Annotated in this window: 22 protein-coding genes; 9 read left to right on the top strand and 13 right to left on the bottom strand. The window is 62.9% G+C overall.

Annotated elements, in window-relative coordinates; all coding sequences use genetic code 11:
* Positions 1-369 precede the first annotated feature (369 nt).
* From gshB to EIC84_RS20535, 7 genes are all read right to left on the bottom strand, one after another.
* Complete coding sequence (gene gshB / locus EIC84_RS20565) at positions 370-1317, bottom strand: glutathione synthase (RefSeq protein ID WP_004340463.1); 948 nt, start codon at positions 1315-1317, stop codon at positions 370-372.
* A gap of 79 nt (positions 1318-1396) precedes the next feature.
* Positions 1397-2575, bottom strand: coding sequence for a benzoate/H(+) symporter BenE family transporter (locus EIC84_RS20560; RefSeq protein WP_004340456.1), 1179 nt, complete (start codon positions 2573-2575; stop codon positions 1397-1399).
* A 138-nt stretch (positions 2576-2713) separates the two neighbouring features.
* Positions 2714-4582 carry a potassium transporter Kup gene (locus EIC84_RS20555; protein ID WP_004340454.1) on the bottom strand — a complete coding sequence of 623 codons (1869 nt, stop codon included), beginning with the start codon at positions 4580-4582 and terminating at the stop codon, positions 2714-2716.
* A 79-nt stretch (positions 4583-4661) separates the two neighbouring features.
* Positions 4662-5957 carry a glutamate--cysteine ligase gene (gene gshA / locus EIC84_RS20550; protein WP_004340452.1) on the bottom strand — a complete coding sequence of 432 codons (1296 nt, stop codon included), beginning with the start codon at positions 5955-5957 and terminating at the stop codon, positions 4662-4664.
* 78 nt (positions 5958-6035) lie between these two features.
* The gene (locus tag EIC84_RS20545; protein WP_004340449.1) at positions 6036-7502 is read right to left on the bottom strand and encodes a TrkH family potassium uptake protein; all 1467 of its coding nucleotides are present in this window, start codon (positions 7500-7502) and stop codon (positions 6036-6038) included.
* A 9-nt stretch (positions 7503-7511) separates the two neighbouring features.
* Positions 7512-8972, bottom strand: a complete 1461-nt coding sequence (gene trkA / locus EIC84_RS20540; RefSeq protein ID WP_004340446.1) for a Trk system potassium transporter TrkA — start codon at positions 8970-8972, stop codon at positions 7512-7514.
* Between the two features lie 81 nt (positions 8973-9053).
* Positions 9054-10334, bottom strand: coding sequence for a glutamate-5-semialdehyde dehydrogenase (locus tag EIC84_RS20535; RefSeq protein WP_004340442.1), 1281 nt, complete (start codon positions 10332-10334; stop codon positions 9054-9056).
* A 107-nt stretch (positions 10335-10441) separates the two neighbouring features.
* Between EIC84_RS20535 and EIC84_RS20530 the strand changes: the two genes are divergently transcribed.
* Positions 10442-10750 carry a hypothetical protein gene (locus tag EIC84_RS20530; RefSeq protein WP_004340440.1) on the top strand — a complete coding sequence of 103 codons (309 nt, stop codon included), beginning with the start codon at positions 10442-10444 and terminating at the stop codon, positions 10748-10750.
* A gap of 8 nt (positions 10751-10758) precedes the next feature.
* Here EIC84_RS20530 and holA read toward each other — a convergent pair whose 3' ends face one another.
* The 3 genes from holA to leuS form a co-directional block, all read right to left on the bottom strand.
* On the bottom strand, positions 10759-11805 hold the full coding sequence (holA, locus tag EIC84_RS20525; RefSeq protein WP_004340437.1) for a DNA polymerase III subunit delta: 1047 nt from the start codon (positions 11803-11805) through the stop codon (positions 10759-10761).
* Positions 11806-11991: 186 nt separating this feature from the next.
* Positions 11992-12504 (bottom strand): LPS assembly lipoprotein LptE, encoded by a 513-nt coding sequence (gene lptE / locus EIC84_RS20520; RefSeq protein WP_004340434.1) that lies wholly within the window; start codon positions 12502-12504, stop codon positions 11992-11994.
* A 147-nt stretch (positions 12505-12651) separates the two neighbouring features.
* Positions 12652-15360 (bottom strand): leucine--tRNA ligase, encoded by a 2709-nt coding sequence (gene leuS / locus EIC84_RS20515; protein ID WP_004340431.1) that lies wholly within the window; start codon positions 15358-15360, stop codon positions 12652-12654.
* 368 nt (positions 15361-15728) lie between these two features.
* On the opposite strand from leuS, the gene EIC84_RS20510 reads away from it, so the two are divergent.
* The 3 genes from EIC84_RS20510 to EIC84_RS20500 all read left to right on the top strand — a co-directional run bounded on the left by EIC84_RS20510 (position 15729) and on the right by EIC84_RS20500 (position 18063).
* Positions 15729-16949, top strand: a complete 1221-nt coding sequence (locus EIC84_RS20510; RefSeq protein WP_004340428.1) for a mechanosensitive ion channel family protein — start codon at positions 15729-15731, stop codon at positions 16947-16949.
* A gap of 58 nt (positions 16950-17007) precedes the next feature.
* Complete coding sequence (locus tag EIC84_RS20505) at positions 17008-17589, top strand: DJ-1/PfpI family protein (protein WP_003060496.1); 582 nt, start codon at positions 17008-17010, stop codon at positions 17587-17589.
* Between the two features lie 120 nt (positions 17590-17709).
* On the top strand, positions 17710-18063 hold the full coding sequence (locus tag EIC84_RS20500; protein WP_004340407.1) for a ribbon-helix-helix domain-containing protein: 354 nt from the start codon (positions 17710-17712) through the stop codon (positions 18061-18063).
* 3 nt (positions 18064-18066) lie between these two features.
* Here the strand turns inward: EIC84_RS20500 and EIC84_RS20495 are convergent, their stop codons facing one another.
* From EIC84_RS20495 to trxA, 3 genes are all read right to left on the bottom strand, one after another.
* On the bottom strand, positions 18067-18555 hold the full coding sequence (locus EIC84_RS20495) for an META domain-containing protein (RefSeq protein WP_034361260.1): 489 nt from the start codon (positions 18553-18555) through the stop codon (positions 18067-18069).
* A 52-nt stretch (positions 18556-18607) separates the two neighbouring features.
* Entirely contained in the window at positions 18608-19660 is a 1053-nt protein-coding gene (locus EIC84_RS20490; protein WP_004340402.1) for a nuclease-related domain-containing protein, read from the bottom strand.
* Between the two features lie 168 nt (positions 19661-19828).
* On the bottom strand, positions 19829-20779 hold the full coding sequence (gene trxA, locus EIC84_RS20485; protein WP_004340400.1) for a thioredoxin: 951 nt from the start codon (positions 20777-20779) through the stop codon (positions 19829-19831).
* Positions 20780-21098: 319 nt separating this feature from the next.
* On the opposite strand from trxA, the gene EIC84_RS20480 reads away from it, so the two are divergent.
* From EIC84_RS20480 to EIC84_RS20460, 5 genes are all read left to right on the top strand, one after another.
* Positions 21099-22076: an ABC transporter ATP-binding protein gene (locus EIC84_RS20480; protein ID WP_004340397.1), complete on the top strand. Its 978-nt coding sequence runs from the start codon at positions 21099-21101 to the stop codon at positions 22074-22076.
* A complete protein-coding gene (locus EIC84_RS20475; RefSeq protein ID WP_004340395.1) occupies positions 22073-23485 on the top strand; it encodes a hypothetical protein in 1413 nt (470 codons plus the stop codon). The genes EIC84_RS20480 and EIC84_RS20475 overlap by 4 nt, the downstream gene beginning before the upstream one ends.
* Positions 23486-23585: 100 nt before the next feature.
* On the top strand, positions 23586-24080 hold the full coding sequence (purE, locus tag EIC84_RS20470; protein ID WP_003072555.1) for a 5-(carboxyamino)imidazole ribonucleotide mutase: 495 nt from the start codon (positions 23586-23588) through the stop codon (positions 24078-24080).
* Entirely contained in the window at positions 24077-25333 is a 1257-nt protein-coding gene (locus EIC84_RS20465) for a 5-(carboxyamino)imidazole ribonucleotide synthase (RefSeq protein WP_255432085.1), read from the top strand. Before purE ends, EIC84_RS20465 begins: the two co-directional genes overlap by 4 nt.
* Before the next feature lie 177 nt (positions 25334-25510).
* The gene (locus EIC84_RS20460) at positions 25511-26509 is read left to right on the top strand and encodes an L-threonylcarbamoyladenylate synthase (RefSeq protein WP_004340386.1); all 999 of its coding nucleotides are present in this window, start codon (positions 25511-25513) and stop codon (positions 26507-26509) included.
* Positions 26510-26524: the final 15 nt, after the last annotated feature.

The following is a 26524-nucleotide window of genomic DNA, read 5'->3' as shown; positions in this document are numbered from 1 at the left end:
GACGGAATCAAGAAGAATTAATTCTTCCTCATTACTGTTTTTGTGAGCGCTTGATAACTCCGAAGAGTTTGTTCCGAAGAACTGGCTGCTTGCCCTCAAACGCCCACGCTTATCGGCTGTATTTTTTAAGGAACCGAGTGCAAAACCGAAAAACCCGATCTTGAATCTCGTTGCTTGCTGCGATCAGCGAAGCCTTGAATTCTATCACAACTTTGCCGCCTTATTTCTTTCAGATCGGCTAGCAAAAATTTGCATTTCGCTCAGTGAAGCCTTGCATTGTACACAGATTTTGGCAGGCCAGGCAACATCCACACGGACATCCAGACAAAGAACCCGGCAGGCCTTGCCTGCCGGGTTCTTTGTCGCTTCTCAGGCGCTAGCTGCCTGCTCCAGTGCATCAACAAACAGTGCCGCCACATCGCAGCCGGTCTGATCAAAGATCTCCTGGAAGCAGGTGGGACTGGTCACATTGATCTCGGTGACGTTGTGACCAATCACATCCAGTCCGATCAATAGCAGGCCACGCTGCACCAAACGCTCCCCAATGAACTCGGCAATTGCCTTGTCCTGCTCTGCCAACGGCTGGGCCACTCCCTTGCCGCCGGCCGCCAGATTGCCGCGCACCTCATTGCCCTGCGGAATGCGTGCCAGGCAGAACGGCACGGGCTTGCCGCCGATGATGAGCACCCGCTTGTCGCCATGAACGATGTCGGGCAGGAACTTCTGCACCATGACGCTGGTGGAGCCGCCCTGATTCAGGGTTTCGATGATGCTGCCTAAATTGCGGCCGTCTTCGCCGACCCGGAAGATGCCCATGCCGCCCATGCCGTCCAGCGGCTTGAGGATGATGTCCTTGTGCTCTGCATGAAAAGCACGGATGTCCTGGGCGCTGCGCGTGACCAGGGTGGGCGAGATGAACTGTGCAAACTCCATGATGGCGAGCTTTTCGGGATGCTCGCGCAGTGCGCTGGGTTTGTTGAAGACCTTGGCGCCCTCACGCTCGGCCTGACCGAGCATGTGCGTGGCGTAGAAGAACTCGGAATCGAAGGGCGGATCCTTGCGCATGACGATGGCATCAAAATCTGCCAGTGCCGTCAAAGCGCTTCGCGTCTCCTCGAACCAGCGGTCTTGCTCCCCGGTCAGGCTGATATGGCGCACCTGCGCCATGACCTTGCCGCCGCTTTGCCAGGAGACATGGCGGGGCTCGCAGGCCACGATCTGGTGTCCTCGGCGTTGAGCCTCACGCATCATGGCAAAGGTGGAGTCCTTGTAGATGACAAAGGATTCCAGCGGATCGGCAACAAACAGTATTTGCATGGTGAAAAACTCTAGCGGTAGAGGTAGATACCGGCATCATGCCCAGCCGGGCAAAACACCACAATATGACGGCAGATACTCAGGCCCTGCGCGCACGCAGGCTCTGGACAAGCAAGGCCAGGCTGCCAGCGACCACGCCCCAGAAGGCTGAGCCCACCCCTGCGATGACGACGCCGCTGAGCGTGACCAGAAAGGTGATGAGCGCTGCCTCTCGGTGCTTTTCCTCCTTGAAGGCCGTCGCCATGCCGCCGCCTATGGAGCCCAGCAGGGCCAGTCCGGCGATGCAGGCCACCAGCTCCTTGGGAAAGGCCGTCAGCAGGCCCGTAACCACCGCACCAAAGACACCTATCAAAATATATAGCAGTCCGCACACAGCAGCGGCGGTATAGCGCTTGCCCCTATCCTCATGCGCCTCGTCTCCCATGCAGATCGCCGCCGTGATGGCGCTGAGGTTGAGGGCATAGCCGCCAAACGGTGCCAGCAGCAAGGTCGCCACGCCGGTCATGCTGATGACCTTGGACACCGGTATCGGATAGCCCGTGGCGCGTATCACTGCCACGCCCGGCAGATTCTGCGAAGCCATGGTCACGACAAACAGGGGCAACGCCAGGCTGATGAGCGCCTGCAGCGAGAACTCGGGAGCCGTATAGACCGGCATGGCCAGCCCGCCATGCACGGCCGACCACTGCATCTGCCCGCTCAGCGCCGCCCAGGCGGTTCCGGCCAGCAGGGTGATGATGACCGCATAGCGAGGCGCCATACGCCGCGAAAGCAGATAGGCAAGCAGCATGACCAGCACCAGGGACAGATTGGTTTCGGCCGCAGAGAAAGCCTGCATGCCGAACTTGGCCAGCACGCCGGCCAGCAGGGCCGACGCAATTTCCATGGGGATGCGGTTCATGATGCGCTCGAACCAGCCGGTCACCCCCACCAGAATGATGAGTGCCGCGCTGACAATAAAGGCACCGATCGCCTCCCCCATGGAGAAACCACCCGCCAGCCCGGCGGTCGCCAGCACCGCCGCCCCTGGGGTGGACCAGGCCACCATGACCGGCATGCGCAGAATCAGCGACGGGACCAGCGAGCACAGACCCATGCCCAGGCCCAGCGCCCAAATCCAGGAAGTAATCTGCTCAGGCGTGGCATGAAACGCCTGCGCCGCCTGAAACACCAGGGCCACCGAACTGGTAAAGCCCACAAGCACGGCCACAAAGCCTGCGGCCACGGCGGCAGGGCTCAAGTCTTTGAAAAAGCGCATCCGTGCATTCTGGCACCAGCCCCACCCAAAATGATGCACTCCGCGTAAGCGCGAATGACGAAGCCCATCATCACATCAAAATCAATAGCTATCAGCGCTTTTTAATAAAGAGCCAAAGGCCTATTTGACTCAAAGTATTTACAGCTCGATCTTGGAGCCCAGCTCCACCACCGAGTTGCTCGGCAGGTGCAGGAAATCAGCCACCCGGCTCGCGTTCTTGTGCATCTGCGCAAACAGCTTTTCGCGCCAGTGCGCCATGGAGTTGTTCATGCGCGGGATGATCACATCACGCGACAGGAAATAGCTGGTGGACATGGAGTCCAGCTTGCAGCCCTGGGTACGCAGCTGCGCCAGCGCCGCAGGCACATCGGGCTCGTTCTTGAAGCCGTAGTGGATGATGACTTCCCAGCAGTCGCCGCCCAGCGACTCTGCCTCCACCCGCTTGTCCATCCCGACCCAGGGCACTTCGTGGTTGCGCACGGTCACAAAGAGATTGCGCTCATGCAGCACTTTGTTGTGCTTGAGGTTATGGAGCAGCGCATGCGGCACGGTGCCGGGCTCCCCCGAGAGGAAAACCGCCGTGCCGGGCACGCGCGTGGGCGGATGACGCCAGGTGGATTCCAGAAACTGACGCAGATCCAGCGCATCCGCCTGCAACTTCTGATGCAGCAGCTCACGCCCGCGGCGCCAGGTCATCATCAGGGTAAAGACCGTGCCACCGATCAGCAGCGGGAACCAGCCGCCTTCAAACAGCTTGAGCAGATTCGAGGCGAAGAAAGCCAGATCCACCACGAAGAAGAAGCCCGTCGCCAGCAGGCACAAGGCCAGCGAATAGTTCCAGCGATAGCGGATGACAAAGAAGGTCAGCATGGTGGTGATCAGCATGTCTAGCGTCACCGCAATACCGTAGGCCGCCGCCAGATTGCCGCTATTGCGAAACAGCAGAACAGCCAGCGCAATCGCCACAAACAGGCCCCAGTTGACCAGGGGCATATAGATCTGACCGGTCTCCTTCACACTGGTGTGGCGTACCTCAAAACGTGGAAAGTAGCCCAGTTGAATGACCTGACGCGTCACGCTGAAGGCTCCCGTGATCAACGCCTGCGAGGCGATCACCGTGGCCATGGTGGCCATGATGACCAGCGGCAGCAGCGCCCAGCTAGGTGCCATCATGAAAAACGGGTTCTTGACTGCCTCGGGATTGGCCAGCAGCAAAGCGCCCTGACCGAAGTAATTCAAGGTCAGCGCCGGCATGGCAACGCTGAACCAGGCCAGACGGATAGGCTTCTTGCCGAAGTGACCGAGATCGGCGTACAGCGCCTCGGCACCCGTCACACAGAGCACGACCGAGCCCAGAATGATGAAGCTGATGCCCGGGCTGTTCCAGATGAAGCGGACCGCGTAATGCGGGCTGAGTGCCGCCAGGATTTCCGGATGCCCCATGATCTGGTGCACGCCCAGCAGGGCGATACAGACAAACCAGGTCACGGTGACGGGGCCAAAGAACTTGCCTATGCCTGCGGTGCCGCGCTTTTGCACGAAGAACAGCAGAAACAGAATCACCAGTGTCAGCGGAATCACGGCCTTGGTGAAATGCGGCGAGATGACTTCCAGGCCCTCAACCGCCGAGAGCACGGAAATCGCCGGAGTGATAACGCCATCGCCATAGAAGAGCGAGGTGCCGAACATACCCACCAGAAACAACGTGCCGGACAGTCGCGGCCTGTCCTTGACCGTCTGGGAGGCCAGGGCCAGCATGGCCACCAGCCCGCCCTCGCCGTTGTTGTCGGCGCGCAGCACCAGGGTCACGTACTTGAGGGAGACGATGACCGTGAGCGTCCAGAACAGTACCGAGAGCACGCCATAGACGTTGTCCGGCGTGAACGGCACATAGCCTGAGCCGAAAACCTCCTTGACCGAGTACAAAACACTGGTTCCGATGTCTCCGTAGACGACACCGATCGCGCCCAGGGTCAGGGCGCCTAGCGAGGATTTCGAATTTTGCACGATTCAGGAAGCGACTCGTAAGGCAGTCACCAAGTGATCAAATTGTCGGCATTGTGCGCTGTCCTCAGCGCCTGCGAAATCAGTCGTAGATTTCTGCGTCGGGATTAGTGGCTTCCAACTCGTAGCTGGCCGCCAACATGGCCAAACGTGCTATCACGCCATACATATAGAAGCGGTTGGGTGCGCTGGCGCCCGGACGCGCGCTGGCCTGAGGCAGGTGGTTGCTCTGCTGGAAAGCCAGGGGCACGTAGCCCGCACCGGGGGCATTGAGGTTCTCGTCCTCGCCGCGTTCGGGGTGCATGCGGTAGAAACCTCCCACCACGTAACGATCCATCATGTAGACCACGGGCTCGGCCACGGCGTTGTGCATGCGCTCATAGGTCAGCACGCCCTCCTGCACGATGACGTCATGCACGGTCTGGCCGTCCTTGATGACGCCCATCTTGTTGCGGCTCTTGCGCGGCAGCGCAGCCAGCTCCTTGGCGTCGCGCACGGTCATCACACCCATGCCATAAGTGCCGTTGTCGGCCTTGACCACGGCAAACGGCTTTTCCTTGATGCCATATTCCTTGTACTTGCGGCGCACCTTGGAGAGGATCACGTCCACCTGCTCGGCCAGGGCCTCCATGCCCGTGCCTTCGGCAAAGTCGATGTTCTCCACATGACCGAACAAGGGGTTGATCAGCCAGGGGTCGATGCCCAGCAGCTTGCCGAAGCGCTTGCCGACTTCCTCGTAGCTCTGGAAGTGACGGCTCTTGCGGCGCACATTCCAGCCTGCATGCAGCGGCGGCAGCAGGTATTGCTCGTACAGCTCCTCGATGATGCCGGGCACGCCGGTGGAGAGGTCGTTGTTGAGCAAAATGGTGCAAGGGTCGAAATCCTTGAGGCCCAGACGGCGCTTGCTGCGGATCACCGGCTCCAGCTTGATCTCGTCGCCCAGGGGCAGCGTGATGGACAGCGTCTTCTTGATCTCGGGGCTGATGGAGCCGATGCGCACATTGAGACCCGCCATGCTGAAGATGCGCTTGAGCTGCAGCACGCTGGCCAGATAGTGGGTGTTGCGCGTGTGGTTCTCGGGAATGATGAGCAGATTGCGCGCCTCGGGGCATATCTTTTCGATGGCAGCCATCGCAGCCTGGACAGCCAGTGGCAGCATTTCATCGGTCAGGTTGTTCCAGCCGCCTGGAAACAGGTTGGTATCCACCGGTGCCAGCTTGAAACCCGCATTACGAATATCCACCGAACAGTAGAACGGCGGCGTGTGCTCCATCCATTCCAGGCGGAACCAACGCTCAATGGCAGGCATGGAGTCGAGAATGCGCTGCTCAAGTTCGTTAATGGGGCCGGTCAAAGCCGTGACGAGATGTGGAACCATAAATACCCTCAGGAGACGATGGTGGGGGGCAATTGTAGAGATTGAAGCATGAGATAGGTGTTTTCCCCAGTCTTTGTTTCAACGACGCCAGAACGCCGGTGACAGCAAAGCCATGAAACTCAGTATCTCGAGCCGCCCCAACAGCATGCCCAGAGTACACACCCAGATCTGGAAATCCGTCAACACCGTGTAGTTGGATGATGGGCCAACCGCGCCCAGTCCCGGTCCCATGCAGTGCACGCTGGCCAGCACGGCAGAGAATGCGGTCAGAGGGTCGAGGTCGGTCAGCAGCAACACCATGCTCAGCACAATGACGGTGGCACCGTAAACCAGCATGTAGGCCAGCACCGAAAAAATCATCGGGTTATCTACCACCGCATCGCCCAGCCGCACCGGCTGCACGGCGCGCGGGTGCACCAGACGCGTCATTTCGCGCCTGGCCTGCTTGACCAGAATCAGCATGCGCACCATCTTGATGCCACCGCCGGTCGAGCCCGCGCTGGTAGCCACCCCCGACAGCAGCAACAACAGAACGGGAATGAACACCGGCCAGGACAGATAGTCCGTGGTGGAAAAGCCGGTGGTCGTGGCGACCGAGACCGTGTGGAACATGCCGTTGCGCAAGGCATCGAGCGGCCCATAGACCCCCTTGACCCAGAGCAGCAGCGCCACCAGCAGGCCCGAGCCCAGCAGCACGCCAATCGTGGCGCGCATTTCGGGGTCGCGCATGAAACTATCGATGCGCCCCTTGCGCATGGCCACGAAGTACAGCGCAAAGTTGCAACTTGCCAGCAACATGAACAGCAAGGCCGCGGCCTCCAGCAGCGGCGAGTTGAAATAGGCGAAGCTGGCATCGTGCGACGACAGACCGCCCAGGCTCACCGTGGCGAACATATGCATCAGCGCATCCAGCGGCTGCATGCCGCAGGCCCAGAAGGTCAGAAAACAGCCAATGGAGAACAGCGCGTACACACCCCACAGGCCTTTGGCCGTCTCGGTAATACGCGGCGTGAGCTTGGTGTCCTTGACGGGACCTGCAGCTTCCGCTCTGAAAAGCTGAGCGCCGCCGACACCCAGCAGTGGCAACACAGCCACGGCCAGAATCAGAATCCCCATGCCGCCCATCCACTGCATGAAAGTACGCCAGACATTGATGGACACCGGCAACTGATCCAGACCGCTGAGCACCGTGGCCCCGGTCGTCGTCAGGCCCGATACGGCTTCGAAGTAGGCATGGGTGAGACTGATGGAGATGCCCACCCGGTTCAACCCCATCATCAGCGGCACCATGGCGCACAGCGGCAGCACCACCCAGACCAGGGTCACCAGAATCACGCCATGACGCGGTTGCAGATCCTGCTTGTGACGGTGCAGTCCCCCCCACAGCAACAGCCCCACGCCCACCGTCAGTCCGATCGACCAGGGATAGATGCGCCAGATGCCATCCTGCGTGAACCAGGAGATGCCAAAGGGCAGCAGCATGGCGCCGGCAAACATAATCATCAGCATGCCCAGCACACGCAGGACAGGGAGCAGATCTTTCATGAGCGCAGCTTAGAAAAAGGTGGCGCTGACGCGGAACAGGTTTTCCACGTTGCGCACCAGCCGCTTGTTGGGCAGGAAGAACACCACATGGTCGCCGGATTCGATCACGGTATGGCTGCGCGGAATGATGACCTCGGTCTCCAGTGCCGCCCCCGCCACTTCCTCGCAGGTCTTGCCTTCTGGAATGCCGCGCACGATGAGACCGATATGCACCTCCTCGGGCAGGCGCAGCTCTTCCACCTTGCGCCCCACCACACGCGAGCTCTTGCGGTCGCCGCGCGCCACGATCTCCAGTGCCTCGGCAACGCCGCGGCGCAGGCTGTGCACGGCTTGCACATCGCCGCGGCGCACGTAAGCCAGGAACTCGCCCAGCATGGCCTGCGCCGGCGACAGCGCAATATCGATCTGCGTGCCGTGCATCAGATCGGCATAGGCGCGGCGATTGATCAGCGACAGAACACGGCGTGCGCCCATGCGCTTGGCCAGCAGGCTGGACATGATGTTGTCCTCGTCGTCGTCCGTCAGCGCGAGAAACAGATCCACCTCCTCGATGCCCTCCTCCTCCAGCAGGGCCTCGTCGGTGGCATCACCCTCCAGCACCAGCACTTCGGCAGGCAGCACCGACGACAGGCTCAGGCATTGCTGGGCGTTGGACTCGATGATCTTGACGTGAAAGCGCCCGGGCGTCTGCGCCAGCTTCCTGGCCAGCCGCAGGCTGACCTGGCCTCCGCCCGCAATCATGATGCGGAACACCGGCCGGCTCGGGCGGCCTTCGGGCAGATTGATGGCCTTGAGAGCCTCGGACACATGCTCGGTCGCGGCCAGCATGAAGACTTCGTCACCGGGCTCTATGCGCGTGGCCCCGTCGCAGCGCACAAACCGGTCTGGCTCGTCCATGAAGCGGCGGTAGATCGCGACGATGCGCATGGCCAGCTCGGGCATGCGCTCTCGCACCTGCGCAATCTGCAGCCCCACGGCAGGCGCGCCGGCACGTGCGCGCACCGAGGCCAGGGCGGCCCGCCCGCCCGCAAAGGCGCGCACCTGCATGGCCTCCGGGTATTCGATGAGCTTGCGGATGTAATTGGTGACCGATTCCTCGGGACAGATGATGCGATCGACCGCAAAACCCTCCTTGCCCAGCACCGGATCATCCACCGCAAAGCTGGACGAGCGCACCCGCGCAATGCGGGTCGGAATGTCGAACACGGCCTGGGCAATCTTGCAGCAGACCAGGTTGGTCTCGTCCATGGAGGCGCAGGCGATCAGCAGGTCGGTATCCTTGGCGCCCGCCTCGGCCAGCACCTGGGGATCGATGCCGTTGCCGACCACGCCACGAAGGTCGAAGCGCGATTCCAGCTCACGCAATGCTCGCGCATCCGTGTCGATGACGGTGATTCCGTTTTGCTCGGACACCAGACTTTCGGCCACACTCTGGCCTACGCGCCCGGCACCCAGAATAATGATTTTCATGGTGTTATGGAAAGGGATCCAAGCTGCGGCATCAATTCAGACCGATGAGGGCCGCAAACAGCCCTCGTCGGCGGGTGGATCTCAGGAACGGACTTCGCCGTCGCCCAGGACCACGTATTTGAGCGAAGTCAGGCCTTCGATACCTACCGGCCCGCGCGCATGGAACTTGTCGGTGCTGATGCCGATCTCGGCACCGAGTCCAAACTCGAAGCCATCGGCAAAGCGGGTGCTGGTATTGACCATGACACTGGCCGAATCGACCTCGCGCAGGAATTTCTGCGCATGCAGGTGATTGGTCGTCAAAATCGACTCCGTATGGTGGCTGGAGTACTTGTTGATGTGGGCAATGGCCTCGTCCACACCGTCCACCAGCTTCACGCTGATGATGGGGGCCAGATATTCCTCGTACCAGTCCTGCTCCACTGCCTCGGCCAGCTTGGCATCCTGAACGGTCTGCAAAATGGCCAGAGCCTCGGCATCGCAGCGCATTTCCACGCCCTTGGCGGCATAGACGGCACCGATCCTGGGCAGGAAGTCTGCTGCCACGGCGCGTGCCACCAGCAGGCTTTCGCTGGCGTTGCAAGGGCTGTACTTGTTGGTCTTGGCGTTGTCGGCCACTTTCACGGCCATGGCGATGTCGCAGGGGTCGTCCACATAGGTGTGGCAATTGCCATCCAGATGCTTGATGACTGGCACCTTGGCCTCGCGGCTGATGCGCTCGATCAGGCCCTTGCCTCCACGGGGGATGATGACGTCCACATAGTCGGGCATGGCGATGAGCTGGCCCACGGCATCGCGGTCGGTGGTCTCCACCAGCTTGACGCCGTCTTCAGGCAGGCCGGCCTCGGCCAGCGCCTGGGCCACCAGCCTGGCCAGCGCCTTGTTGGAGTCGATCGCCTCCGAGCCACCGCGCAAAATGCAGGCATTGCCGCTCTTGATCGAGAGGCTGGCCGCTTCGATGGTCACATTCGGGCGGCTTTCATAAATCATGCCGAACACGCCCAGAGGCACACGCATCTGACCCACGCGGATACCGCTGGGCATCTGCTTGAGGCCGCTGATCTCGCCGATCACATCTGGCATGGCAGCGAGTTGCTCGCAACCTTCGGCACAAGTCTCCAGCACCTTGGGCGTCAGACGCAGCCTGTCGACCATGGGCGCCGACAGGCCATTGGCCACGGCGCGCTCCAGATCGCGGGCATTATCGATCTGCAGCGGCTCGACGTTCTCGCGCAGCAGACGGGCCAGCGCCTTGAGTGCTTTGTTTTTAGTAGCTGCAGACGCACGCGCCATCAGTGCAGAGGCGGATTTTGCCTGTACACCAAGGTTGTGCATGTATTCGACGGTATTGAGCGCGTTCATGGCGTGATTTTCGCCGAGATAAGCAAGTTGCGCAGACAAGCCCGAGCACGAGGGGGTTTATGGCCCTGCGGACACCTACACTCGGCCTCTGAATCGCAAGGAGACTTATGAGCCACAACACCACAGCGCTGCAGGAAAGCGCCCGCCAGCTCCAGCAGCTGCGCAGCGGATTCGAGCAGCTCGCCCACTCGCAGATCAGCGCCAGCGCCCTGGGCCAGCAGGCACGCGCCGCGACCACATTGCTTGAGGCACTGCCACCACGCTATGGCGAGGTGCTGCTCAACCTGCTGGACCGGCTCGAATCCAGCGCGCTGTTCACCGAGGAAAGCTGCTCCTTCAGCCAGAAGGACCTGCTGGACAATCTGCACCTATGGGCCGACAAGGCCCAAACCCAGCTCGCCGCCAATCCCGGCTGAGCCGAAAATCAGCGCCCGGCCTGGGCCAGTTGCATGGCCAGCTGCCTCAGGGCCTGCCAGCTGTCGCGAGGCCAGCCCGCGCTGGGCAAACCTTTGACAATGCCGTCCACGGCATGGGCAGCCTGGAGCAGTTCGGCCGCGCGTGCATCGCTGACACGCGGCAGCAGCCGCTCCATCAGCCTCTCCTTGGGGCCCCAGATGCGGTTCTCGCGCAGCGCCATGGGCAGGGGCTTGCCGCCCGCCATGGCGTCCTTGACCCGCTTGATGTTTCGAATGTCCTCGGCCAGCGCCCAATGCACCAGCACCTCGGCCTCGCCTTCGGCCTGCAGGCCGTCCAGCATGCGCATGCTGCGCGCCACCTGGCCTGAAAGCACGGCCTCGGACAGTTTGAACACGTCGTAGCGCGCCACATTGAGCACCGCCTGCTCCACCTGCGCCAGACTCAGCTCACCCTCGGGGTGCAACAGGGCCAGCTTCTGAATTTCCTGGTGCGCTGCCAGCAGATTACCTTCCACTCGGTCGGCAAAGAACTGCAGCGTGCGTTGGCCCTCTTCACCTGCAGCCACACGCTGGTTCTGCAACGCCAGACGCTGTGCAATCCAGTGCGGCAGCGCGCCGCGCTCCACGGGATCGATCTGGATGGAAACGCCGTTGCCGTCCAGCGCCCCAAACCAGGCCCCGGTCCTGGTGGCCTTGTCCAGGCGCGGCAGACTGATCAGGGTCAGCGTGCTGTCGTTGCCCTGGGCGCTGCTGGCCAGCTGCTGCAGCGCAGCACTGCCGTCCTTGCCGGGTTTGCCGCTGGGAATGCGAATTTCCAGAATCTGCTTGTCCGCAAACAGGCTCAGGCTGCCGCCTGCCGCCAGCACGCCGCTCCAGTCAAAGTGCGCGCCCATGACGGTGTAGCTGCTGCGCTCGGTATAGCCCTGAGCGCGCGCTGCCGCACGGATCGCGTCGGCCGCTTCCTGCTGCTGCAAGGGCTCGTCGCCATGCAGCACATAGAGCGAGCGCAAGCCCTTGGCCAGATGGGAGGGAAGCTGGTTCAGCGCAAGCTGCATGGAGAAAAGTTTTCTATAAGAAGTATCTGAAACGCACTGAACTCAAGCGTCAGCAGCTATCAGATTTATCGAACCAACGCTGGAGACTCTCGACCGTAACTCAGAAACGTCAAGCAAGGGCCTAGGCGACCTGCCGCCCAGCAACAAGGCCGTAGTCCCCGTCGCGCTGCGGCTCAGGGGACGGGCTCATGACACCTGCAGGCTCTTGACCGCAGCCAGACGGCGAATGATCTGCTGCACGATGTCGTTGCGCATGTCCTTGTTCAGCATTTCCTCTTCTACTGCCTTGGACAAGGCATTGGTTTCGTTATAGGTCACGTTGCGGATCTGACGAATCTCGACCGGCTCGATCAGCTCATCGCCGCCAGGCGTGCGCAACGAGAAGCGCACGATCAGACGCAGTTCGATTTCACGCACCTGGCCAGCCACGTTGGAGCCGATGATCACGCGCTGGGCCTGCTCGCTGATGATCTGGCAGATCACCTCGGCGGTATCGGGCGATGCCGGGTCCTTGACCACGGTCAATTGATCGCTGCTCGATTCCAGACTGCGACGCAGCAAAGTGCCCACGGGCGCACCGCGCCCCGCCTGCACGTAAATGGAGCGAAACACAAAATTAGGCGCTCCGCGCAGGCGAAAGCCGCAAGCTCCCAGCAAAGGCGTCAAGGCCATGGCGGCCAGCAGCGTACGTTTTTGCATCAACTGTCCTCTAATCTTCAAGCCCTGCTGCGAGCATCGACTCTTGCTCCAGAAATACCGAGCAAGGGCCGCCCCGCAGCGAAGGTATTGTCCCCCTCCCGCGAAGCGAGAGAGGGGGAAGGCGCGAAGCGCCTCAGGGGGAGTCATTTACACCACAATATTCACCAGACGTCCCGGCACCACGATGATCTTCTTGGGTGCACGGCCTTCGGCAAACTTCTGGTACTCCTCGTTGGCCAGCGCAGCCGCCTCAATGGCAGCCTTGTCGGCAGTGGCGGACACCAGGATCGCACCGCGCAGCTTGCCGTTGACCTGCAGCACCAGCGAGATCTCGTCCTGCACCAGGGCCTTGGGATCGACCTGCGGCCAGGGGGCATCGAGCAGATCGCCCAGGTGGTTGGCATAGCCCAGCTCGCTCCACAGCACATGCGCCAGATGGGGCGTTGCGGGGTAGAGCACGCGCAGCAGAATGCCGAAGCCTTCGATCAACGCCACCTTGGCACCGGCGTCATCCAGGGCCTTGAAGTCTTCCAGCGCATTGATCATCTTCATCGCGCCGGACACCACGGTGTTGTACTGCATGCGCGAGTAGTCGTACTCGACCTGCTTGAGCACGTTGTGGATTTCCAGACGCAGGGCCTTGGCCGCCTTGCCGAATTCCACATCGTCCAGCGACTTGGCGCCGGCCACGCCCTGCACGGCGGAAGCCATGTCCATGCCTGTCAGCTTGCTGCCGAAGTTGTAGACGCGGCGCAGGAAACGATAGCTGCCTTCCACGGCGGCGTCGTTCCACTCCAGAGTCAGCTCGGGAGGCGAGGTGAACATGGTGTACAGACGTGCGGTGTCGGCACCGTACTTCTCGATCAGATCCTGCGGGTCCACGCCGTTGTTCTTGGACTTGGACATGGTGCCCACGCCCTCGTAATCGATGGCGGTACCCACGGGCAGCAGGCCGTCGGCGCTGTCCACTTCGATCTTGAGCTTGGCGCCGATGATCTTGCCGGAGTCGTCGAACACATGCTCCACATCCTTGGGCCAGAAGTATTCCTTGGCGCCCTTGGCCGTGCGACGGCTGTAGATGTGGTTGAGCACCATGCCCTGGGTCAGCAGCTTGGTGAAGGGCTCGTCGATCTTGACCAGGCCCAGGTCGCGCATGACCTTGGTCCAGAAACGCGCATACAGCAGGTGCAGGATGGCATGTTCCACACCGCCGATGTACTGGTCCATGGGCATCCAGTAATCGGCGCCGTCGGCCACCATCTGCTCGCCGTTCTTGGCGTCGCAATAGCGCATGAAGTACCAGGACGAGTCCACGAAGGTGTCCATGGTGTCGGTTTCACGGCGGGCAGGCTTGCCGCAGCAGGGGCAGACCACGCCGGCGTGGAAGGCTTCGCTCTTGACCAGGGGATTGCCGGAGCCATCGGGCACCAGATCCTGGGGCAGGACCACGGGCAGGTCCTTCTCGGGCACGGGCTGAGGACCGCAATCGGCGCAATGAATGATGGGGATGGGAGTGCCCCAGTAGCGCTGACGGCTGATGCCCCAGTCGCGCAGACGCCAGGTGGTCTTGAGCTCGCCCAGGCCCTTGTCGCCCAGAATCTTGGCCACGGCCTGCACCGCATCCTTGTGGTTCAGACCGTCGAAGTCGCCGGAGTTGATCAGTACGCCGCGCTCCTTGTCGCCATACCAGTCGCTCCACTGCTTGTCGTCATAAGCGGCCTGGCCTTCCACGGCCACCACCTGCTTGATGGGCAGGCCGTATTTGTTGGCAAAGGCGAAGTCGCGCTCGTCGTGGGCCGGAACGCCCATCACGGCGCCGTCGCCATAGCTCATCAGCACATAGTTGCCGATCCAGACCTCGACCTGCGCGCCGGTGATGGGGTGGGTGACGAACAGGCCCGTGGGCTTGCCTTCCTTTTCCTTGACGGCCAGCTCGGCCTCGGTCGTACCGCCCTTTTTGCATTCCTCGATGAAGGCGGCCAGCTCGGGCTTGCCAGCTGCCGCGTGCAAGGCCAGGGGGTGCTCGGGCGCCACGGCGCAGAAGGTCACGCCCATGATGGTGTCGGCACGGGTGGTGAAGACGTACATCTTGCCGTCGCCAATCAGCGCGCCATCAGCACCCTTGACGTCATGCGTGAACGCAAAGCGCACGCCGGCGGACTTGCCAATCCAGTTCTCCTGCATCAGGCGCACCTTGTCGGGCCAGCCGTTCAGAGTGGCCTTCTCGTTGCCGACCTGCACATGATCCAGCAGTTCCTGAGCGTAGTTGGTGATGCCCAGGTAGTAGCCGGGAATCTCGCGCTTTTCCACCAGCGCGCCGGTACGCCAGCCGCGGCCGTCGATGACCTGCTCGTTGGCCAGCACGGTCTGGTCCACCGGGTCCCAGTTCACCACCTGGGTCTTGCGGTAGGCAATGCCTTTTTCCAGCATCTTGAGGAACAGCCACTGGTTCCACTTGTAGTACTCGGGGTCGCAGGTGGCGACCTCGCGGCTCCAGTCGATGGCCAGACCCATGGCCTGCATCTGCTTCTTCATGTACGCGATGTTCTCGTACGTCCACTTGGCAGGCGGCACCTTGTTCTTCAGCGCAGCGTTCTCGGCTGGCAGACCGAAGGCGTCCCAGCCCATGGGCATGAGGACGTTGTAACCCTTCATGCGCAGCTGGCGCGTGAGCATGTCGTTGATGGTGTAGTTGCGCACATGGCCCATGTGCAGCTTGCCGCTGGGGTAGGGCAGCATGGAGCAGGCGTAGTACTTGGGCTTGCTGCCGTCTTCGGTGACGCGGTAGGCGTCCTTGGCTTGCCAGTGGTCTTGCGCGGCGCGCTCGACCTCGATGTGGTTGAATTTTTCTTGCATGGTGCAGTGCAGTGGCCGCCAGCCCCACTTGGGACCCGGCAAGGTAGAAATCTGAAATCAGCAGGGATTTTAGGCTCCCCGACCGCTTGCGCCGTTTTAGCCTTGCATGACCGCAGAACCCGCTGCGCCATCCCTGCGGCCTTCCTGCACGCCACGCTGGGAAATACGGCTTTGCGTAAGCTAGTGGCTGTTCACACATTGCTGAACTTTTTGCACGCCAGCCGGTCTTACCGGCCTGTTTACGTGCCCGACGCCATCGCCTGCCTTCTGCCCGAAGTTGCCAGACTTGCGCTCCTGCCCCGGTCCATTCTTCTGAGGAGCTGCTCTTGCTTTCCCGCTGGTCTTTTGTTTCTGACTGGAATCCCGCCATGCAAATGCTGGCCTCGCTCTGCGTCCTGACCCTGACCGCTCTTGTGGCCGGCTGGCTGACCCAGTGGCTGGGGCTCAAGGTCTTTCGCCGTATGCGCGACACCCTCAGGACCGGCTGGGCCCAGATCCTCATGCACGACAAGGTGCTGCGCCGCCTGGCCAAGGTCGTGCCCTCGCTGATCGTGCAGTTCGGCGTGCAAGGCGTGCCGCATCTGGAGCCGCGCTGGACCACGCTGATCACCAATGTGGCGGTGGCCTTCACGCTCTACCACCTTGCGCGCGCGCTGTGCGACCTGCTCAATGCCACGAACGAGGCCCATGAACGCGACGAGGCACGCAAGGCCGCCGTCCAGACCCATTCCATCAAGAGCTATGTGCAGCTGGGCAAGCTGCTGGTCTGCAGCTTTGCCGTGGTGCTCATCGTGGCCACGCTGATGGACCGCTCGCCGCTGCTGCTGCTCTCGGGCCTGGGCGCCATGTCGGCCGTGCTGATGCTGGTCTTCAAGGACACCATCCTCTCCTTTGTCGCCGGCGTTCAGCTCGGCAGCAACGACATGCTGCGCGTGGGCGACTGGATAGAGATGCCCCAGGTCGGCGCCGACGGCTTTGTGACTGATATCGCGCTCAATACCGTCAAGGTGCAGAACTGGGACAAGACCATCACCACCATTCCCACCTGGCGGCTGATGACGGACAGCTTCAAGAACTGGCGCGGCATGTTCGACTCGGGCGGACGCCGCATCATGCGCTCGCTGAACCTGGACGCCAACACCGTGCACCTGCTCTCACCCGAGGAACGCGCGGGCATGGGCCATATCGCGCTGCTGCAACCCTACTGGAGCGAGCGCGACGGCCTGCAGGCCATGCCGGGCGCGGCCGAGGCCGCCATGCCAACCCAGGCCATCGCCGCCCACCAGGTGACGAATCTGGCCGCCTTCAAGGCCTATGCCTACGCCTATCTGATGGGCCATCCGCGCATTGGCAAAGGCCCGGGCATGTTCCTCATGGTGCGCACCATGGAGACATCGCCCACGGGACTGCCGCTGCAGCTGTTCTGCTACACCAACACCACCATCTGGGTGGAGTACGAAGGCATACAGGGCGAAATCTTCGACCATCTGATCGGCGTGCTGCCGCAGTTCGGGCTGACGCTGTACCAGCGTTCGTCGGACTACGGCACCCACTATCCGCCCGCCCGTCCCGATGTAGTAGCCCGTTAATACCCGCGGCGCCACTTGCCTGTCCACAATGGTTTGACACTTCAACAGGAGACAGACCATGGCAGGCAAGAAGATTTTGATGATTTGCGGCGACTACTGCGAGGACTATGAAACCATGGTCCCGTTCCAGGCCCTGCTGGCCGTGGGCCATACCGTGCACGCGGTCTGCCCCGACAAAAAGGCCGGCGACCAGATCAAGACCGCCATCCACGACTTTGAAGGCGCACAGACCTATAGCGAAAAGCCCGGCCACAACTTCACGCTCAACGCCACGTTTGCCGATGTAAAGCCCGAGCAGTACGACGCCCTGGTCATCCCCGGCGGCCGCGGCCCCGAGTATCTGCGCGGCTATGAAAGCGTGCGCGCCGCCGTACGTCACTTCTTCGACACCAACAAACCCGTGGCCGCCGTCTGCCACGGCGCGCAGTTGCTGGCCGGGGCCGGCGTGCTCAAGGGCCGCACCTGCTCGGCCTATCCCGCCTGCCGCGCCGAGGTGGAACTGGCCGGGGGCAGCTATGCCGACATCCCCGTCGACCAGGCCCATACCGAAGGCAATCTGGTAAGCGCCCCGGCCTGGCCTGCCCATCCGGCCTGGATTGCACAGTTTCTCGCGCTGCTGGGCACGAAGATTTCACACTGAAATCGGCCTCCAGCGCTTTTTCCATCAAGCGCAGCAAGCTATCAATTCAAGAGTTCTCCTCTTGACGCCGCAGTCACCGGGCCACACCATGGCCCGGTTTTTGTTTTGGAGAGTCGCGCCATGTGCCAGGTCTTTATCAGCGCCGATCCGCAGCTCTGGGCCCACCGGGCCCGCTCCATCCGGCTGCATGGAGTCGCCACCAGCATCCGGCTGGAAAACCTGTTCTGGCAGGTACTCGAAGAGATTGCCGCGCGGGACAGCTATACCGTTCCCCAGCTCTGCACCAAGCTCTACGACGAGCTGCTGGCCGAGCGCGGAGCGGTGGACAACTTCAGCTCTTTTCTGCGCGTCTGCTGCACCCGCTATCTGGCACTGCAGCTGTCGGGCGAGATTCCACAGGACATGGGCATACCGATTCGCTCGCTGGGCAATGCCTCGTCACTCAAGTCCTCAAGCCCACAAATCACGCACTGAGACTCAGCGCAGATACACGGCCTCGAACCGTAGCAGCGCACGCCCCTCGGCATCGCTGAGCACCAGTTTCTGCCCCTGCACGGCATAGCTGCTGACCTGAGCCAGAGTGGCCAGCAGCAGCTGCTCCCGGCGCATGCCCTGCACGCAGGCCATGCGGGTGCCGCCCACGGCCGAAAAACGCAGCCAGCGCCCGTCCAGGCTGTAGTTGCCGCGCAGGCGATTACAGCCGCCCGCGCCATGAAAACGGCCGCTACCGGTCTCCAGCACCAGATGCGGCTCGGGCTGATTGTCATAGGCGCTGACATACGGGCCGTCACCCAGCTGCACCAGTTTCCAGTAGGTATCGAGAAGCGGGGCCGGCACGGCAGCCATGGCTTCGCCTTCGGACGCTGCAGGCCCTGCATCCGCAGCGCCGACTGCCAGGCTCCCCAACAGCAAGAGTGCGCTCAATGCCGGGCGAAGAAAGGTATGCAGCTTCGAGAAAGCAGTCATCACAAACACCTTTGCGGCCTTCAACGCATACAGACAAAGCGCTTGCAGCTCATTATTCAGGAGTCTCAGACGCTTGCGCAAGCACCTGATCACCGCGCACAAAGCTGCAGGCCACCGCATTGGTACAGCGCCAGATGGCCTGCCCCGCCAGCGGCCCGCGCTGCATCAGCAACTTGCGCAGCGGCCACTCGCATTGCGGGCAGACCGGCACAGCATCGACCCGTCCGGGCTGCACCGGCTCTGCAGCCTCTGCCGCAGTGTCAGCCAACCTGGCAGGAGCAGCAACGACTGGCTGGGCGGGCGACACCTGCGCCGACAGATCCCTATCGGCCACTGCCGAAGGCGGCGCCGGCATGAGAGGCTCCAGCAGAACATCCACGGTCTCGGGCACGGGTGGCTTGACCAGATGGGCAGCGGCTTCCGCCACCGGCTCCTGCCTGGGTTTGCGCGCCTTGCTGGCCGCCTGCAACTGCCGGACATGCGCCACATGCCGCCTGTCGGTGGCACGACCGGGCTGCAGCCGCAGTTCTTCGAGCTTGTCCAGCAGCGCCTGCATTTGCTCGGGGCTCCACACGGGCTCGGCAAAGCTCTGAATATGGCCGACAAAGCCAAGGCCGCGCGTGACATGGGCCGGCATCTCGGTCTTGAACTCGCAGTCCCCCACAAAGGCGATCACCGAGTGCAGATGCTCGGGCGCAATGTCCAGCAGCGACTGCAAGGTCTTGACGTGCGTGTAGTTCTGGCGCAGCGGGTTCTGGAAGCGGCTGCGCTTTCTGAAAATCTGCTGCGTCCATTCGCGCTGCTTTTCGGTGCCGAAAATCCAGCCTTGGTAGTTCTTGGTTTCCAGCACGAACAGGCCGTAGGGCGAAAAGATCAGATGGTCGATCTGCGTGCTGCCACCATCCGCCGTGGGCAGGGTGACGTTGTGCATGTCCACATAGATCAGCGGATTGAGTTGCCGGCGGATCGCTGCCTGCACGGCCCGCTCGCCGCGCCAGCCCTTGAAGCGTGGCGAGCGCAGCAGTCCCGCCAGCACCGCAAATGCCAGCGCCAGTCCCAGATAAACAAAGAGGCCCTGAAAGGCCACTGAAAAGATCTGATCCATCGCGAGTCTCATTCAACGCAAGCAGCAAAAACTGGCGTGCCCCAAGGCAAGGGACAGCGAGCAAGCGCCGCCGCGCAGCGAAGCTGTCGTCCCCCTCCCATAGCGCGAAGCGCGTAGAGAGAGGGGCGCCCGGCCAGGGGGAAGGTGCAAGCGCCTCAGGGGGAGCCTTTAATTCAACGCCATGCTCAGCTTGCGGCGATAGCTGTTGACCAGGGCCGTCGCCTCATCCTGCTCGGCGCTGTTCTTGCCCAGCAGCTCGATGCCACCGCTGGTCTTGCCGGGCACGGCGTCCTGCTTCTTGGGCTTGGGCGGGGTCAGCAGCTCCAGCACGCCGACGATGAGCTTGCGCGCCGCCTGCTCGTTCCAGGTCTTGTCGCGCATGATGATTTCCAGCAACTCGTCCATGGCATCGGTCCACTGGCTGTGGGCCAGCAGCGCGCGCGCACGGCCGAAGCGGGCGTCAAAGTCGCGCTTGTTGGCGGCGATGGCGGCGTCATACTTGGCCACATCGGCATTGTCGTCCTGCACGGCAAATTCCAGCGCCTTGAGCCACTGGTTCAGCGCTTCGAAGCGCAGCGGCTGGGGAATGCGCTTGATGGGCTCAGCCAGCAGGGCAGCAGCTTCCTCGAAGCTGCCGGTGGCGATCAGCAGGCGCACATAGTCAAAGCGCGCATCGTCGTTGGCCGGGTCGGCCGCCAGCGCATCGGCCAGCTTCTGCAGCGCGGCCTGGGTGTCGCCGGACTCCAGCAGGGCCTGGGCTTCATCGGCATCGGCCTCGGCCGCCAGCTCGCCCTCGGAAGGCAGATGCTTGTCCAGAAACTCGCGCAGCTTGCCTTCGGGCTGGGCGCCCATGAAGCCATCCACGGGCTTGCCGCCGATCATCAGAACACAGGTAGGGATGGAGCGGATGCCGAACATGCTAGCCAGTTGCTGCTCCTGATCGGAGTCGATCTTGACCAGCTTGAAGCGGCCTTCATAGGCGACTTCCAGCTTTTCGAGCACCGGGCCCAGCGTCTTGCAGGGGCCGCACCAGGGTGCCCAGAAGTCCACCAGCACGGGTACGGCCATGGAGGCGGCTACGACTTCGGCTTCAAAATTCTCGAGGGTGACGTCAATCATGTGATTCCCAATGCTGCTTGTGCGCTGCCACCCGGGCAGCGGCGCTGAAAAGTCTGCGAACCGGTCACTCCAGCAGAGTGCCCACCGCGCGATGCTGCGATTCTCCACGCAAATGCGCGAGCGCAAGCCATAGACCAGAGCGGGTCGGGTCTTTGCTACTCAGATGGGAGCACTCCGCGCCTGTTTCAAGGTCGATTCAAGGTGTTTTATGACGAAAATCGATGAACGGTATGCGTAAGCAGCTACGGTTTCAAGAGTAACCGCCCCGCAGCCGCGCTCACCCCTGGGCTATATTGCTTGCGAACCAAGGAGCGCAGACTTGATTGAAGTTTCACAACTGGTGTTTGAATATCCGGGCCACCGCGCCCTCGACGGCGTGAGTCTGTCCATCGCAGCGGGCAGCGTGACGGCACTCGTCGGCCCCAACGGTGCCGGCAAATCCACGCTGATGCGCTGCATCGCCGGCCTCGAACAGCCGCTGTCCGGCCATATCCGTGTCAAAGGCCTGTCGGTCGAGGAACAGCCGCGCGAGGTGCACCGCCATCTGGGTTATCTCTCGGACTTCTATGGTCTGTACGACCGGCTCAGCGTGATGCGCTGCCTGCAGTACTCGGCCCTGTCCATGGGCGTTGCACCCGGTGACGTGGATGCCCGCGTACGGCAGGTGGCCGCCCAGTTGGGCCTGACAGAGCTGCTGCACCGCCACCCGACCGAGCTCTCGCGCGGTCAGCGCCAGCGCGTGGCGATCGGCCAGGCCATCGTCCACCAGCCCGGCGTGCTGCTGCTCGACGAACCGGCCAGCGGCCTCGATCCCGATGCGCGCAGCAGCCTCTCCACGCTGTTTCGCCAGCTTCAGGCCCAGGGCATGACGCTGATCGTCTCCAGCCACATCCTCAGCGAGCTGGACGAGTACTGCACCCATATCCTGAGCATCCGCGACGGCCGCATCGAAAGCCACGAGGCACTGCAAAACGCCCACGACCCGGGCCAGCCCGCCGCAGTCGGTCAGCAGCCCCAGCTCTATGCGCTGGAAGTGGCCATGGAGCAAAGCGAAGGCCTGGAGGCACGCCTGCGTCAGGCCTTGCTGAACACTTCGGTGCAGGACTTCGACACCACGGGCCGCCGCCCAATCCAGCTCTGGCTGCCGGCCGCCGCTAGCGCACGTGCCCAATGGCTGGCCCAGCTGGTGCAGGCCGGCATTCCTGTCGCCGCGCTGTACCCGGTGCGCGAGCGGCTGCAAGACCGCTATGCGCGCACGGCTCAGGCCCGCGATACCGAAAGTCAGGAGCAAGCATGAGCCAACGCAATCCCGAATTCCAGCGCCAGCTCTGGCTGAACTGGCGCCCCTCGCTGCTGGCCTGGAGCCTGGGCCTGAGCCTGCTCATCCTGGCCCTGCCCTTCGCCCTGTCCTCTGCCAAGGGACTGCCCGGCACGCTGAGCATGACGGCCATTGCCGGCCTGTACCTGGCTGCCATCATCTATGGCAGCGTGCTGGCCGGGCGCAGCCTGGCCGAGGAAGCCAGCCAGAACACCTGGGACTGGCAACGTCTGTCCGTGCTCACGCCCTGGCAGATGGCCTGGGGCAAGCTGCTGGGCGCCACCTTGCCGGCCTGGCTCTACGTGCTGTGGTTTGCTCTGGCCGTGGCGGGTGTGACCCATTTCTGGGCGCTGGAGCCCCTGAAGTTGCAACACACGATTGGCCTGGCCGTGATCTGGGGCCTGGGCCTGCAGACCTGGGCCATGAATTCCGTGCTCATGAGCTGGGGACTGAGGGACAGGCCTATCAATCGCCGGCGAGCGGCACTGCTGCCTCTGCTGATCCTGTTCTTCGCCCCCGGCCCCTTTATCGACCATGTCTACAAGGGCATGGTGGACATCGACGCCGAGCCGGTCTTCTGGTGGGGCCTGAATGTGGGCGGCCTGGGCCTGGCCTATCTGGCCGGTGTGCTGGTGCTGGGCCTGGGGCTGCTGGCCCTGTGGCGCCAGCTTTGCACCCGACTCGATGTACGCACCCTGCCCTGGGCCTGGCCTCTGGGCCTGGCACTGACTGGATTTTTCGCAGCCGGCTCGCTCAATCTGGGCATTGCCGAATTTTTCAGCAGCACCGCCTGGATCGCGCTGATCGGCACCGCCTATGTCGCCCTGCAGCATATGGACCAGCATCTGCGCGCCTGGCGTCAGGTTCAATGGTCGGCCTCGCGCCAGCGCTGGCGCGAGGCGCTGGAGGCACTGCCGCTGTGGCCGGTCAGCCTGCTGCTGGGCTTTGCCATGGCCTTGCTGCTGCTGTTCGCCCCCCAGTCACTTGAGGCGGCCATCAGCGGCAAGCTCAACAGCTTTACCTTCTATCTGTGTCTGCATCTGCTGCGCGACTGCCTGCTGCTGACCGGCTTCGCCCTGCTGGCGGGCAAGCTCAAGTCCCCCCTGGCCTCGTTTGTCATCGCCTGGCTGATCCTCAACATCGCCGCGCCGCTGCTGGCCTATGGCATGGGCGGCTATACAGGTGCCATGTTTGTTCAGCCCGTGGTGGCCATGTGGATGAGCTCGCCGGACGGCATAGAGCAAGCCGGCGCCTGGCTCAGCTATGTGCCCTGGGCTTCTCTGAGCCTGCAGATCCTGGTCACGCTGGCCTGGGTCATTCATGTCTTCAGGGACCGCGTGCTGGGCTTTGCACGCGATAACGCGGCGACCCATATCCGGGAGTCATAGTTGCTTTGCCCGGACGGCTATGCCCCACAGTCGGCCGGCAATGCGGCGAAACCGTAAAATCAGGGGTTCCACTAGGCCGGGCGGCAGCGCCCTGAAGAACATGAACCCCATCCAAGTTGGCGTGGTCATGGGTTCCAGCAGCGACTGGGACACCATGCAACACGCAGTTGCCATCCTCCAGCAATTCGGTATCGCTTTTGAAGCGCAGGTCGTATCGGCCCACCGCATGCCGGACGACATGTTCCGCTTTGCCGAAGCCGCAGCCGACCGTGGCCTCAAGGCCATCATCGCCGGCGCCGGCGGTGCTGCCCACCTGCCCGGCATGATTGCAGCCAAGACCACCGTGCCCGTGCTCGGCGTGCCCGTGGCCAGCCGTCACCTGCAGGGTGTGGATTCGCTGCATTCCATCGTGCAGATGCCCAAGGGCGTGCCCGTGGCCACCTTTGCCATCGGCAATGCCGGTGCTGCCAATGCGGCCCTGTTTGCCGTGGCCCTGCTGGCCAACGAGGATGCCGAGCTGCGCAAAAAGCTCGAGGCCTTCCGCGCCGAGCAGACCGAAGCGGCCCGCAACATGACCCTGCCGGTGAACGCATGAGCGCCCACGACACGCAAGCAATGAGCGCCACCGGGCCGTCCCAAGGCGCGAAGGCCCCCTTGGGGGGCAGTGCTGCACACGCAGTGGCAAACGTGGGGGCCCCCATTCTGCCGGGTGCGACCCTCGGCGTACTGGGCGGCGGCCAGCTGGGCCGCATGTTTGCCCATGCCGCTCAGGCCATGGGCTATTTCACCGCCGTGCTGGACAAGGACGAGACCAGCCCCGCCGGTCTGGTCAGCCACCAGCATGTGCGCACCGGCTACGAAGATGCCAAGGGCCTGGCCGAGCTGGCCGGACTCTGCGCGGCCGTGACCACCGAATTCGAAAACGTGCCCGCCGGCTCGCTGAACAAGCTGGCCGAGAGCCTGCCCGTATCGCCCGCCGGTTCGGCCGTGGCGATCGCCCAGGACCGCGCAGCCGAAAAAGCCCACTTCGTGAAATGCGGCGTGCCCTGCGCCCCCTATGCCGTGATCGAGACGGCCGAGCAGCTGGCAGCCGTCAACGACGCGCTGCTGCCCGGCATCCTCAAGACCGCGCGCATGGGCTATGACGGCAAGGGTCAGATCCGCGTCAAGACCCGCGACGAGCTAATCAAGGCCTGGGACGAGCTCAAGCAGGTGGCCTGCGTGCTCGAAAAAATGCTGCCGCTGGCGCACGAATGCTCGGTCATCGTGGCCCGTGGCCGCAATGGCGACATCGTCAACCTGCCCGTGCAGCGCAATCTGCACCGCGACGGCATTCTGGCCGTGACCGAGGTCTACGAAGGCAACGTGCCCGCAGCACAGGCAGAGCAAGCGGTAGCTGCTGCGAAATCCGTAGCTATCGGCCTCGACTACGTGGGCGTGCTCTGCGTGGAATTCTTTGTGCTGGACAACGGCCAGCTGGTGGTCAACGAGATCGCCCCGCGCCCGCACAACAGTGGCCACTACAGCCAGAACGCGATGGATGTGTCGCAGTTCGAGCTGCAGGTGCGCTGCATGACCAATCTGCCCCTGGTGCAACCGCGCCAGCACAGCGCCACCGTCATGCTCAACCTGCTGGGCGATCTGTGGTTCAAGCACGGCGAAACCGCCAAGGCTCCGGCCTGGGATCAGATCCTGGCCCTGCCCGGTGCCCACCTGCATCTGTACGGCAAGGTCGATGCCAAGCCGGCCCGCAAGATGGGCCACTTGAACATCACCGCGGCAAGCCCCGAAAAAGCGCGTGAAACCGCTTTGAAGGCCGCTGAAATCCTCGGCATTGAAGCGTTCTGATAACCCCCCCTGAGCGGCTTTGCCTAGGCGGCCCCGCCGCTTCCCCCTCTCTCGCTACGCGGGAGGGGGACGACGCCCTCGCTGCGGGGCGGCCCTTGCTCGGCGTCCTTCGCTGATGCTCTGCAAGCGCAAAAGCACCGCACATACGGCGGCGCAGTGCATGAAAGAGGAATTGAAATGATCTTGGATGGAACGCTGGAAGCCTCGGTGCAAGCCGCTGCGGTTGCGCTGCAGCAAGGCCGGCTGCTGGGTCTGCCCACCGAGACGGTCTACGGTCTGGCCGCAGACAGCGACAACGATGCCGCCGTGGCGCAGATCTTTGCCGCCAAGGGGCGCCCGGCCAACCATCCGCTGATCGTGCATGTGGCCGATGCCGCCGCCATCACCCGCTATGCCAAGGAAGTCCCGGTCTTTGCCCAGCAACTGATCGATGCGTTCTGGCCCGGCCCACTTACCTTGATCCTGCCGCGCCTGCCGCATGCCGCCAAGGCATCGACCGGCGGTCAGGACAGCGTGGGTCTGCGCTGCCCGTCCCACCCCGTGGCCCATGCAGTGCTGCAGGCCTGCCAGCAGCTCGATCCGCCGGTCTGGGGCGTCTCGGCCCCCAGCGCCAACAAGTTCGGCCGCGTCAGCCCCACCACGGCCGAGCATGTGGCCTCCGAGTTTGGCGAAGAACTGCTGGTGCTCGATGGCGGCGCCTGCGAAGTGGGCATTGAATCGACCATCGTCGACTGCACGCGGGGCGTGCCCGTGCTGCTGCGCCCCGGCGCCATCACGCGCGACGATATAGCGCGTGCCTGCGGCCTGCGACCGCTCTCGAAAGAAGAGCTGACTGCGGATACCCCGCGTGCTTCGGGAACGCTTTTGGCGCATTACGCACCCAACGCCAAGGTGCGGCTCATGGATGCCGGGCAGCTGCAATCGGCACTGGGCATCCTGGGCAAGGATGGCAGGAATATTGCCATCTATCACCGCAGCCCCCTCAATGTCACAACGGCCCAGCTGCTGCTGCGCCGCATGTCCGACGAGCCGCGCGACGTGGCCCGTGAGCTGTTCGGCATGCTGCGCAATTTCGACGACTGGGGCGCCAAGCTGATCTGGATCGAAACCCCGCCCGACACCGCCGACTGGGAAGGCGTGCGCGACCGCCTGCAACGTGCGGCGGCTGCGGGCTGAGAGGCCTCTTAGCTG

The organism is Comamonas sp. A23 (genome assembly GCF_004522605.1).
GTDB lineage: Bacteria > Pseudomonadota > Gammaproteobacteria > Burkholderiales > Burkholderiaceae_C > Comamonas > Comamonas thiooxydans.
The sequence above is the reverse complement of the archived record's forward strand: the minus strand, read 5'-3'. Positions and strand labels throughout refer to the sequence as shown.